The sequence below is a fragment of the Serratia sp. PL17 genome, assembly GCF_017832355.1.
GTDB lineage: Bacteria > Pseudomonadota > Gammaproteobacteria > Enterobacterales > Enterobacteriaceae > Serratia.
Genome location: NZ_JAFIBY010000001.1, coordinates 1,487,807 through 1,500,149, shown reverse-complemented (window position 1 = coordinate 1,500,149; position 12,343 = coordinate 1,487,807). Strand labels below are relative to the sequence as shown.

The window sequence follows — 12,343 nt, the reverse complement described above, 5'->3', positions numbered from 1 at the left end:
ATCTTTCGATTGCGGTCAAACCGAAAGCAGCGAATAAATAAAGTGAAAATGGGTAATCCGTTATTAATCAGGCGAAAACTCATCGCTTGCTGTCATTTACCAAAAGCAGGGTGAAAGCTGCGTCATTCATTTCTTGTTGTTCGCCTTTTCATTGTTTTTTATTGCCAGCTTTGACGTAATAGCGCAGCACCGCGTACGCCACTGCTGTCGCCGTGCACTGGCGGGTAGACTGCCGCCGGTTCCGTGCCGGGCAACAACCACTGGCCCATGGCCGGCGGCAGGAGGGAATACAACTCCTTGACGTTCGACAGCCCACCGCCGAGCACGAAGGCGTCCACGTCCAGTAACAGCTGCAGACTTGCCAACGCGCTGGCCAGAATGTCGACATACATCACCATCAGGTGCTGTGCCATTGGCTGTCCCTGCCGGTAACTGGCGATCAGCGCCGGTACCGTATCGGCAGGGTGGCCAAAATGGCGGCTTAACGCCAGCAACCCACTGCCGGATACGTAGCGCTCAAAGCAGGCGGTCAGGCCGCAATTACAGGTGAATAGCGGCAAATCGTAACGTTGTGCCAACTGAGCAGAGATCGGCGTGTGGCCCCATTCACCGGCCAGACCGTTGCGGCCCTTATGCAACTGTTTGTTCATGACCAGGCCACCGCCGGCACCGGTACCGATAATCGCGCCGAACACCAGCGCCAGATGCTCTGTCTGTGGCGTGCTGGCTTCGGAAAGGGCGAAGCAACGGCAGTCGTTTTCAATTTCAACCGGCCGCGACAATGCTTGGGCCAGATCGTCAGCCAGACAGTGACCGGTCAGGCAAGGCACGTTGACGGCCAGTTGCCGGCGGCTGCGAGGATCGGTTACGCCGGGTAAGCCGATGCCGATACTGCCTTGGGTATGCAATTCGCGGTCGGCACGATCCACCAATTGGTGGATACAGGACAGAAATTCGCGGTAATTGCCCGTAGGGGTACTGACGCGTTGGCAAAACACCTGCGTAAGCTGTTGGTCATAGGCTGCCATTTCGATCTTGGTTCCCCCAATGTCGAAGCCGTAGCGCATCTGTGATATCTCCACGTTTCAGGCTCCGCTCAGGGTGATGACGGCAGATTCACGGCGAGCACGTTCAGCCGCAAACACCATCAAATGGCTTTCCAACGTTTCCGCTGGGCCTGACAGCACCTGTGAAGGGTCGTTCGTGCGAATAGCGTCGATAAAATGCTGCATCAGATAATAATCGCCGCCGCCGTGACCGGACATGGTATGCAGATCTTCAGCCTCATCAACGTCGTAGACCTTTTCACTGTCGTCAACGAACGAAGTGATACGGATGAAGCGTCCGTCGCCCTCGAGACAACCGTGGCTGCCGAAAATGCGGGTTTTGCGATCTTCAAGGCGGGTGAACGCCGTCATGGTGAAGGACGCGGTGCGTCCACCGGCAAATTGCATGTTGACCACCTGATGATCAACGACGTTGTTGTCGCAACGGTAGACACAGCGGCCATACTGCCCCTCGCGCAGGGCCGCCAACAGGTGTGGCTGACTGACCTCTGGCGTTAACACCCGCAGGAAGCCCGGTGTCGCTTTGTGGTCGTCGCCCAGATAGATACGTTTAGCGGAATAAGGGCAATGGGCTTCCACTGAACAGTCCAGGCAATTGTCCGCCGCGCCCGCAGGTTGATTTTCCTGGCGAAAGTGACGCAAACCACCGAACGAGCTGATCTGCTCGCAGGGCAGCTCCATGATGTAGCGGATCCAGTCGATGTCGTGGCAGGATTTTTGTAGCAGCATAAAGGCGGCTTCACCGTCATTGCGCCAGTTACCGCGGACGAAGGAATGAGCCTGGTGCCAGTAACCGACCGGTTCCAGGTGCTGCAGGCTGACAATGTCACCAATCACGTTATCACGCAGCAGCTGCTTCAGTTTCTGGGTATAGCGCGTATAGCGCAACACATGGCCAACCGAGAAAATCAGCTTTTGACGTATCACTTCTTCAACGATGGTGCGGCATTCACTGGCATCCGGTGACAGCGGTTTTTCCAGCAGCATGGCGTAACCCTGCCTGGCGAAGGCCAGCGCGGGCTCGAGGTGTAACGTGTCTTGGGTACAGATCAGCACCGCATCGGCCAGTTTTCCTGCGTTGGCAGCCTGCTGCCAGTCAGTGAATACCTTATCTGCCGCTATGCCATGTTGTTCGACAAACTGTTGCCGATAAACATCACGCGGCTCTGCCACGGCGACCACCTGCATTAAATCCGGGTGTGCCAACGCGTAACGTGAATAAATTTCCCCACGCGCTCCGGCGCCAATAACCAGTACCTTCACCGGGCGACCGGCATAACCATTTTGTTGAGATGACGACATTGCACATTCTCCGATCTTGTTATTTGAGGTTTTGGCCGCTGATTTCATCAAACAGGTGTGCGCGGGACAGATCGAAAGCCAGGTGGATCTGTTCTCCCAAACGCGGTTCCCAGTCTGGTTGTGACGCCATACGAAGCACAAACCGCAGCTCAGCCAGCTCGCAGTGCAGCAATTCTTCGTTGCCCATGCGTTCGATGGTGACGATCTTTGCCGGGAAGCAGTTGGCACTGCCGGGAGCGCACAACCGCAAGGACTCTGGACGAATGCCGAGGCATACGCGCGGGTGCGGGTATTTTTCTAATTGCTGTTGCAGCGCCGGTGGCAGTTCGAGTGGATATTCGCTACCGATGCGTAGCCCAATTCCCTGAGCGGTGCGGGTAATCGCCATATCGTGCAGGTTCATCGATGGGCTGCCGATGAACTCGGCGACAAAGCGGTTAGCGGGTTGGTGATACAGGTTGATCGGTTTGTCTACCTGCATGATGGCGCCACGGTTCATCACACAGATACGGTCTCCCATGGTCATGGCCTCTACCTGATCGTGCGTGACATAGACCATGGTGGCAGCCGCACCTTCCTGTTTCAGCTGGTTATGCAATTCAATCAACTGCACGCGCATCGAGACGCGTAGCTTGGCATCCAAATTCGACAGGGGTTCATCGAACAAAAACACCTTGGGTTTACGCACGATAGCGCGGCCGACCGCCACACGCTGGCACTGGCCACCCGACAACTGACCTGGCTTACGCTGCAGCAGATTGGTGATTTCCAATTTTTCGGCCGCATCCCGCACACGGCGATCAATTTCGGCTTTGCTTTCTTTGCCGATCAAACCGAACGCCATGTTCTTGTAGACGGTCATATGGGGATAGAGCGCATAGTTCTGGAAAACCATCGCAATGCCGCGATCTTTCGGCATGGTGTCGTTGACGCAGTGGTCGTGAATCAGGATCTGGCCTTCGCTGACGCTTTCCAGGCCGGCGATCATTCGCAGCAGGGTGGATTTTGCGCAGCCGGAGGGGCCAACAAATACCATAAATTCGCCGTCTTTGATGTCCAGATCGACCCCATGCAAAGCATTGAACCCATTGGGATAGACCTTCTTCACATTGTTTAACTGTATACCGGCCATGTTAGTTACCTTGTATTCGCGGTTAGCCTTTTACCCCAGCGCTGGCGATGCCTTGGATGAAGTAGCGTTGGAAAAGAATGAACAGCATCAGCATGGGGATGACCGCCATCAGCGCGCCGGCCATCAGTAACGGATATTCCACCCCGGCACGGCTTGACAGTGATGCCAGTCCAACGGGCAGCGTCAGTTTCTCGGTGGTGGTGTTGACGATCAGCGGCCACATCAGGTTGTTCCAGCTCCACAGGCCATTAATAATGATGCAGGCGATGATGCCGGGGCGAATCAGGGGCAGCATGATGCGCCAGAAAATAGCGAAGTAGCTGTAGCCGTCGATCAACGCCGCTTCTTCCATCTCCTTTGGCACTGCCAGGAAGAACTGACGCAACAGGAAAGTGGCATAAATACTGAAAATGCCTGGCAACACCAGCCCGGTGATGCTGTTTACCAAGCCCAACTTCTGCACTACCAGGAATTGTGGGATCAGAAACGCCTGACCAGGCACCATCAGAATGGAAATACAGACCAGGAACACCGCGTCGCGGCCGCGAAAATGCAAGCGCGAGAAACCGTAAGCGGCCATGGTGGCGATGACCATTTGTAGTGTGACGGTAAAGAATGTCGCCAGCAGCGAGTTCACATAAAAATCAGTAAACGGAATTTCATGCATGATCTTGCCGTAGGCCTGCAGGCTGGGGTGCGTCGGCAGCAGTGTTAGCGGGATCTGAATACTCTCGGCCTGCGTTTTCAGTGAGGTAACCAGCATCCAGATAAAAGGGACGACAGAGGCGAGCGCCGCCAGGGCCATAAACAGATAAACCAGTGTTTTTTTACTTATGCTCATCGTCATGGCTCCTCAGCTGACTTTCAGGCGTTTGCCAATCACCATTTGAATCAGGGTGATCAGTAGGGTGACGGCGAACAGCACCACGGTTATGGCAGAGGCGTAGCCTTTCTCCTGCAGATAGAAGGCATATTTGTAGAACAGGTTGGTGACGGTCATCACGTCACTTTCCACCAATGCGCGGTCAAACATCAGGAACACCACGTCAAAGACTTGCAGGATCTCGATAAAGCTCATTACCGAGACGAAGAACAGCGTCGGTACCATCATCGGTAGAGTGATACAGAAGAATCGGCGCAGGGTGCTGATGCCGTCGATGTCTGCGGCCTCATACAGTTGGCGTGGAATACTTTGTAACCCGGCCAGCAAAATGATGATTTTCAGCGCCAGTGACGACCAGATAATGATGATGGAAACGCTGATCCGCACCACGTCCGGATCGGACAGCCAGGCCACCGGCGAAATACCCAAGAAACCCATCGCCTGGTTAATCAGGCCAAAGTCTTTGTTAAACAGCCATTGCCAAACCATCGCCACCGCGGCAGGCATGGTGACTGCAGGCAGGAACAGTAACGTGCGCAACACCGCTTTGCCGCGGATGTTCTGGTTCAAGCCAATCGCCAGCAACAGAGAAAGGCTCAGGCTGACAGGGACGCAGACCACCACGTAGAACAGCGTGTTACCGGCAGCGGTATAAAAATCGTCGTCCTCAAACAGATTGACGTAGTTATCAACGCTGAACGTAGTCCAGCGCATAAACTGATTAAGATCGGTGAAGCTGTAAAAGATGTTCTGCAAAAAAGGGATGAAATAGAAAACCATCAACCCAATCAGCAGCGGTGAAATCATTACCCATCCCCAAAAGCGCTCGGCGCGCTCCAGGCGGCTGAGTGCCGGTCGAGGGACACTTTTTTGTTGTTTTAGGGTGACCGTAGCCGTTTCTGCCAGCGACATGTTGCCATTCCTCACCTGTAACTGCTCTGCGGTGTCCGCAGCCGGTGCGCCCTCGGGCAGGCGCTACCGGCACGGGGTGATTACTGCTCCATGACGCGTTCGATCTTCTTGACCGATTTGTCCATTTCAGACTTGGCATCCGCGCCCATGAAGATTTTCTTCAGGCTGGCAATCCACATATTCTGCCACTTTGGCGTGTTGGTCCCGGCGGTTGGGTAAGCCTCGGTCACGTTGAGGGTTTGAATGTACGGCGTGACATCGACTTTTTTAATCTCCGCAGCCCAGACTTTGGCAGCCACCTTGTTGGCTGGGATCACCACCTTCGCCAGCTCGGCTTGCGAGGCTTCGGAGCTCATAAATTCGATGTATTTCCAGGCTTCCTGTTTGTGGGCGCTGTTGGCGGACATGGCGAATGCCAGGCTGTGTGCGACGCCAGACTGACGCTCGATTTTTGGCATCATCACTACGCCGATATGGTCGTTAATCAGCGGGTTATTGGCGAAGGGCGCGGCCAACCATGAGCCGGCATACACCATTGCTGCACGGTTGGACTGGAAGATATTTTCGGTTTTGACTTCGCTCATTTGTTGAGCGCTTGGCATCAGCCCGTCTTTCATCATGGTTTGCAACTGCTGATACACCCAGATCGACTTATCGTTGGCAATATCGGTTGGCTGGCCGTCTTTCGGCACAATATGGTTGCCGTTCTGGAACAGCAGATTCATATAGCTGTCCTGGCCGTCAATGCTCAGATCCATCACCAGGGGGAAGGCGCTGCCTTTCAAGCCGGTTTTCAACGCTGCCGCTTTGCTTTTCAGCGTGTCCCAATCCCAGTCGTTGGTGGGGTAGCTGACGCCAGCCTGGTCAAACAGCTTTTTGTTGTACCAAACTGCGATGGAGTCTACGTCGCGGGGGATAGCCATCTGCTGACCGTCATACTGATAAGCCTTCACCGAACTGGCGACGATGTTATTTACGTTAACGCTGCTGCCGGTCATATAAGGTGTTAAGGGTTGCATAATGCCATTCTTGGCATATTGCACAAAATAGGGCATGTTTATCCAGAATATATCAGGGGCAACGCCGCCAGCCGCTGCTGAATCTAATTTTACAAAGTATTGCGCTGATGGGGTTAATTCTATCGCTATTTTGATGTTAGGGTTTTCTTTTTCAAATCGTTTGGCAATTTCTTGTTCGGCAGGTAATTGGTTTCTGTCCCATACGGCATAGCGCAAAGTTATTTGATCTGCGGCATATAACATGGTTGGTAATAATAACGCAGCCGCGATGGCAGAGTGCACAAGAAGACGGCCGGTATTTTTTATCGGTGACATTGCTTTCCCCTCGGTGAACGACGAATAAATATTTTCGTAACGTGAATTCTTTCTATCCCTTAACTTTCAATGTGTCAATACACCCCGATCTGCCCAAAAATGGGGCGGGAATGTTTCGTTGTTGTTAAAATCGAAAGGGTTTAGGGTCAAACCGAAAGCGCCATTCGTTTACAAGTCATTAACCTTTTGGGGTGATTTTAGCCCTGCCGCACGCCATTTACGGACTGTGGCGGTCATAGGAATAAGTGATAACCCTTGCACCATAATGGGGATTAAAAACATTATTATTGTGCAGGCTTGGCTATCTTTCATTTTTGTGATGCAAATAAACAAAAAAATTGTATATCGCAACGCCTGAACAGGCTTGTCGTCGATTTTTGATTGTCGCTATTGTTTGCCGCGATAAAAGGGTTTAGCCTGAAAATCACTCATCGGTATTTAACAATTAAAGAGAGATTAATGTTATGCGCCTTTCATTAACCTTTACCCATTGTCTGGAAAAAGTATTTCATAGCCGCAATGCACCACAGATTTCACAGATAAATACACTCAGTGGGCTGAGTAACGAAATAGTTTCCTGGCAAGGGGTCTATTGTTTACATCCGACGGGTAATGAAACGCGGCGAGAATTAAGGTACCGCCTCGAAGGGCCGCTGGCAGAGTATATCAGCGTGCGTCAGGTTCAGTCTGTACCCAGTCATTTTCCCTGTTATGCCGAGACCGATGAGAACTACCTGCGGACTGAACCGGGGTTATTTCCCGATCCGTTGGCCCCGGTGACCGATTGTCGTTTCTTTGCCGCCACCCATTATTATGGCAGCCTGTGGCTGACCTTTACGCCACCGTCGACGCCGGTTGCCGGTGGGGACTCTCCGTTAACCCTCACGCTGTCTGATGTTGCTACTGATGAAGTGCTGGCCAGCGCGACGCTGACGCTGCATATCGTCCCCGCGGTGCTGCCCCCGCAAACCTTGTTGCACACCGAATGGCTGCATTCTGATTGCCTGGCGGACTATTACCGTCTCGAGGTATTCAGCCCCGAATACTGGCTGGCGGTGCGTAATTTTGTCCGCAGCGCCGTCAACAGTGGGGTCAACATGCTGTTGACCCCAATCTTCACGCCACCGCTGGATACCGCCATCGGTGGGGAACGAACCACCGTGCAACTGGTGGGGGTGCAGCAGTCAACACAAGGGTATCGGTTTGATTTCCAACGCCTGGCCCAGTGGGTAGATCTGGCTCAGAAGGAAGGTATTGAACACTTTGAGATTGCGCCGTTGTTTACCCAATGGGGTGCCGCGCATGCGCCGAAAATTATGGTGGAGGTTGAAGGGCAACTGCGTCCGTTGTTTGGCTGGCATACCGACGCACATGCGCAAGAGTATCAACAGTTCCTGCAGGCGTTGTTGCCGGCGCTGACTGGCTGGTTCCGCGATAGGCAGTTGCAGCAGCGCGTGTGGTTCCATATTTCTGACGAACCGACGCTGGAAAACATCGCCGCTTACCAACGCGCCAGTATGACGTTACGTCCGCTACTGGCGGGATTCCGTACGTTTGATGCCCTGTCAGACTATGCGTTTTACCAGCAGGGGTTGGTGGAGACACCGGTTGCGGCGACCGATCATATAGAACCTTTTATTGAAAACCGGGTGCCGGGGTTATGGGCTTATTACTGCTGCGTACAAAAAACGGAGGTAGCCAACCGTTTCTTCGCCCAGCCCTCGGCACGCAACCGTATTTTGGGTATCCAGCTTTATTTGTACGACATCACGGGTTTTCTGCATTGGGGCTTCAACTTCTATAACAGCGGCCATTCACGAGAAAAACTCAATCCCTATGCCGTGACGGACTGCCGGAACGCGTTTCCGTCTGGCGATGCCTTTGTGGTCTATCCCGGCGATAATCGGGAGCCCGTGGAGTCGTTACGCCTGCGGGTGTTGCATCAAGGGTTGCAGGACATGCGCGCTCTGCAACTGTTGGAAAGCCTGACCGATCGTGCAGCGGTAGAGGCGCTGATTGAACAGGAATTGGGGATGCGCATCACCTTTAAACACTACCCGCATCAGGCGGATCCACTGCTGCGATTACGCGAAGCGGTCAACAAACGTATCGAAGCCTTGCTGTAGGGAGCGGCATAAAATGCGACGCAGGTGGCGAGGGACACACCCTTGCCACCAAGTTTTCAATTATTTGCTATACCTGATAGGTCGAGGGATTTCATTTTTTTGTCATGATACTGACATGTTAGGGTCATAGCGCTGGCTTAAGTTTGCAGCGACTAAGCCAGGAGATAACGCGATGTTTAGCTTGGACTCTCTGTTGCATGATGCATTTCCACACCGCAAAACCCCTGCCTGGCAGCGTAGCCTGCTGAGATCATTACTCTTCGAAAAAGAGTTCAAACAGTTTGCCGCCGACTATCCACACCTTAAAGGGCTGGATTTGATCGAGCAGGTGGTGGATTACTTCAACCTCAGTTGTGAATTAGTGGATGGCGATCTGGAAAATATTCCCAGCCAAGGCCCGGTGGTGTTAGTCGCGAACCATCCGATCGGCTCGCTTGATGGGCTGGTGCTGCTGCGTGCGGTGGCGGCGGTACGTCCGGATGTCAAAGTGGTCGCCAGCCAATTGTTGACCTACATTGAACCGCTGCGCAGCCTGTTCGTGCCGGTAGACAATGTGGGGTATAAGACCAGCCGCAAGCAAATTGAAGGCATGCAGGCGCAGCTGGATAAACAGGGCGCATTGATCCTGTTCCCCGCCGGAGAGGTATCACGTATGAGCCCGAAAGGCATACGTGATGGTCACTGGCATACCGGCTTCTTGCGCCTGGCGGCCAAGGCACGTGCGCCTATTGTGCCCATTCACATCAGTGCGCGTAACAGCAACCTGTTTTATTTCACGTCGATGGTTTATCGCCCTCTGTCGACGCTCTTGCTGGTGCGGGAAATGTTCCAACAGCAAGGGGGTCGTATCAAAATCCGTGTTGGAGGGCGTATCCCGTTCGCCAACTGGCACGATGGGCACACCAGTGCTAAAGATCTGGCGGAACGCTTCCGTCGTCACGTATACCGACTGGGTCAGGGGAAAGAAGGACTGTTTGCCAGTGAATCGCCGATTGCCTTGCCGGAAGACCGGTTGGAACTGAAAAAGGCGCTGGCAAACTGTGAGCGGTTAGGGGTAACGCCGGACGGCAAAGAGATCTTCCTGTATCGCCGTCAGGATGAGGCGCGTACGCCCATCCTGCGTGAACTGGGTCGGCTGCGTGAAATCGCCTTCCGGGCCGTTGGTGAAGGGTCGGGACGTCGTCGGGATTTGGATAGCTATGACGACGACTATTACCACTTGGTGTTGTGGGACGCGGACGAGTTGGAAATCGTCGGTGCTTACCGTTTTATTCCAACCGCCGAGCAGCTAGAACGCAAAGGGCTGGAAAGCATCTACAGTAACAGCCTCTTCCATTATGACCGCGATATGGCACCCATACTGGCGCAGGGCATTGAGTTGGGCCGCAGCTTCATTCAGCCGGCCTATTGGGGCAAGCGCGGGCTGGACTATCTGTGGCTTGGCATTGGCGCTTATCTGGCAAAATACCCACAGTACCGCTATCTCTTTGGCCCGGTTTCCATTTCCGGCGGTATGCCGGTAACGGCGCGTGACCTGTTGATTGCCTTCTACCGATTGTACTTCTCGCCCAATCATGCGTTGGCGCAGTCTCGTCAACCTTATCCTGCCTCATTGCCGCAGGTATTGGCGCAGTTTGCCGGCGATAACTATCAGGAAGACCTGGTCAGACTGAAAAGCCTGCTGAGCAACATTGGTTGCTCTATCCCAACGCTATACAAGCAATATACCGAGCTGTGTGAACCGGGCGGGGTACAGTTTATTGATTTTGGTACCGACCCGGCATTCAATAACTGCATTGATGGTCTGGTATTGGTCGATCTGACCCGGCTTAAACCGGCGCGTTTCCAGCGTTACATTGCGGTACATCAGCCCCAGGATGCGTGCATAGAATGATTAGCTTCTCATTCATGCATTTTTGATCTAATCCGAGCCTTGGCGCCGGCGGTGGGATATAGCCTAAGATAAGGCTTTGTTCCAGCGTCGGAGTCTTTCATGCCACAGTCGTTTGTCCCGTCTTTATTAACCCTGGATGACCCCGCCGCCGTGGCGGTTGAAACAGCAAAGGGTATCGCTCCCTTTTTATTGCTGTGCGATCACGCAGGCCAGGCAATCCCCCAACGTTTGGGTGATCTGGGCTTGCCGGCGGGGGAGATTGACCGCCATATCGGTTGGGACATTGGCGCACTAGGCGTTTCACGTCACCTCAGCCGCCAACTGGATACCACACTGATTCACCAGCGTTACTCACGATTAGTGATTGACTGTAACCGTACGCCCGGCATTGTCAGCTCGATACCACAGGTGTCCGAGCTGACGCCAATTCCCGGCAATGTCGGTATTCCTGCTGAACAAAGTTTAGCCCGTGAACATGAGATTTTTCTGCCTTATCACCGCACCATTGCCGATACCTTGGACGAGCGTCAACGTGCCGGTTTACCAACGGCGGTTATTGCGATGCACAGTTTCACGCCGGTATTTAAAGGGAGTGCGCGGCCATGGCAGGTGGGGCTGCTGTTTAATCGCCACCCGGAATTCGCCTTGCTGTTGGCTGAACTGTTGCGAGAAGAAGGGGATTTGGACGTGGGGATCAACGAACCCTACGCCATGACCGACGCCACGGATTACACGCTGCCGGTGCATGCAGAGCGGCGACAGCTTCCCTATGTCGGCATTGAGATCCGCCAGGATCTGATCGCCGATCAACAAGGCCAGCAGAACTGGGCAAAACGCTTCGCCAGACTGCTGCCACAGGCTTGGCATCGTTGGCAAATTTGACTTTAGGAATATTCCCAGAGATGATAACTGTAAGGAATGTGTAAATCGTCATTGGGAAGAGTCAGGAGCGACGAGTGGAGCAAAATGATAACGGATTGTTTATCAAGCAGGAGCGCTTTGAAGTGCTGGCGATTTTGCGCGAAATTTGTAAACAGCGCACGCCACTGCGAGTCGTCAATGAACGACAGCAGTTTCAGAGTCTGTTGCTGAGTGTCGGGCCGGATAACATCGTGTTCAGTGGCGATGAGGCGGAGACGGTTGTCGACGGCGAATGTACCATTGTGATCGAAAGCCATGATGCGAAGATCGAGTTCTCTGTCGGTAAGGCGGAAACCACTCATCATCAGGGCGTTAATGCATGTTCAACTCAATTGCCGAAGGAACTGGTCTACATTCAGCGCCGTCGTCAGTTCCGCGTGACGACTCCACACTGGCGTGAATTTCTCTGCAGCGGCGAATATGCCGACGGCAGCGAGTACCAACTGAGGATCCACGATCTCTCTGCGGGTGGCGTCGGTTTACGCGTGGATGGCCCATTGCCGGAAAACCTTCAGCCTGGCTTTCAGTTCAAAAAGGCGTTATTGGATCTTGGCAGCTACGGCAGCTTCAAGGTCAATATGGAACTGGTGGTGATCAACGAAGATCAAGAGCTGGATGACGACGACAAATTAGTGCATTTTTCGCGCCTGTCATGCCGTTTTATGAAGTTGGGTTTGGCAATGGAAAGAAAAATTCAGAGCGCAGTGTTTGCATTCGAATTGGACTTCAATAAAAAGAAAAAGCGTTAAGCAGACGAGTGGGGCAGCCAGCT

General features: G+C 53.4%; 10 protein-coding genes. 4 read left to right on the top strand and 6 right to left on the bottom strand.

Annotated features, from left to right (window positions below):
* Positions 1-158 precede the first annotated feature (158 nt).
* From JOE25_RS07205 to JOE25_RS07180, 6 genes are all read right to left on the bottom strand, one after another.
* Positions 159-1,067, bottom strand: coding sequence for an ROK family protein (locus JOE25_RS07205; RefSeq protein ID WP_209634215.1), 909 nt, complete (start codon positions 1,065-1,067; stop codon positions 159-161).
* A gap of 18 nt (positions 1,068-1,085) precedes the next feature.
* Entirely contained in the window at positions 1,086-2,369 is a 1,284-nt protein-coding gene (locus JOE25_RS07200; RefSeq protein WP_209633659.1) for a Gfo/Idh/MocA family oxidoreductase, read from the bottom strand.
* Between the two features lie 19 nt (positions 2,370-2,388).
* Positions 2,389-3,501 carry a sn-glycerol-3-phosphate ABC transporter ATP-binding protein UgpC gene (gene ugpC / locus JOE25_RS07195; protein ID WP_209633656.1) on the bottom strand — a complete coding sequence of 371 codons (1,113 nt, stop codon included), beginning with the start codon at positions 3,499-3,501 and terminating at the stop codon, positions 2,389-2,391.
* A 22-nt stretch (positions 3,502-3,523) separates the two neighbouring features.
* Positions 3,524-4,342, bottom strand: coding sequence for a carbohydrate ABC transporter permease (locus tag JOE25_RS07190; RefSeq protein WP_209633654.1), 819 nt, complete (start codon positions 4,340-4,342; stop codon positions 3,524-3,526).
* 12 nt (positions 4,343-4,354) lie between these two features.
* The gene (locus tag JOE25_RS07185) at positions 4,355-5,296 is read right to left on the bottom strand and encodes a sugar ABC transporter permease (protein ID WP_209633651.1); all 942 of its coding nucleotides are present in this window, start codon (positions 5,294-5,296) and stop codon (positions 4,355-4,357) included.
* 80 nt (positions 5,297-5,376) lie between these two features.
* The gene (locus JOE25_RS07180; RefSeq protein ID WP_209633650.1) at positions 5,377-6,630 is read right to left on the bottom strand and encodes a sugar ABC transporter substrate-binding protein; all 1,254 of its coding nucleotides are present in this window, start codon (positions 6,628-6,630) and stop codon (positions 5,377-5,379) included.
* 464 nt (positions 6,631-7,094) lie between these two features.
* Here JOE25_RS07180 and JOE25_RS07175 point away from each other — a divergent pair, with 464 nt between their 5' ends.
* The 4 genes from JOE25_RS07175 to JOE25_RS07160 all read left to right on the top strand — a co-directional run bounded on the left by JOE25_RS07175 (position 7,095) and on the right by JOE25_RS07160 (position 12,320).
* Entirely contained in the window at positions 7,095-8,756 is a 1,662-nt protein-coding gene (locus tag JOE25_RS07175) for a DUF4091 domain-containing protein (RefSeq protein ID WP_209633649.1), read from the top strand.
* Between the two features lie 172 nt (positions 8,757-8,928).
* Positions 8,929-10,650, top strand: coding sequence for an ornithine lipid synthase OlsF (gene olsF, locus JOE25_RS07170; protein WP_209633647.1), 1,722 nt, complete (start codon positions 8,929-8,931; stop codon positions 10,648-10,650).
* A gap of 99 nt (positions 10,651-10,749) precedes the next feature.
* Positions 10,750-11,532, top strand: a complete 783-nt coding sequence (locus JOE25_RS07165) for an N-formylglutamate amidohydrolase (protein ID WP_209633646.1) — start codon at positions 10,750-10,752, stop codon at positions 11,530-11,532.
* 74 nt (positions 11,533-11,606) lie between these two features.
* Positions 11,607-12,320 carry a flagellar brake protein gene (locus tag JOE25_RS07160; RefSeq protein ID WP_209633641.1) on the top strand — a complete coding sequence of 238 codons (714 nt, stop codon included), beginning with the start codon at positions 11,607-11,609 and terminating at the stop codon, positions 12,318-12,320.
* Positions 12,321-12,343: the final 23 nt, after the last annotated feature.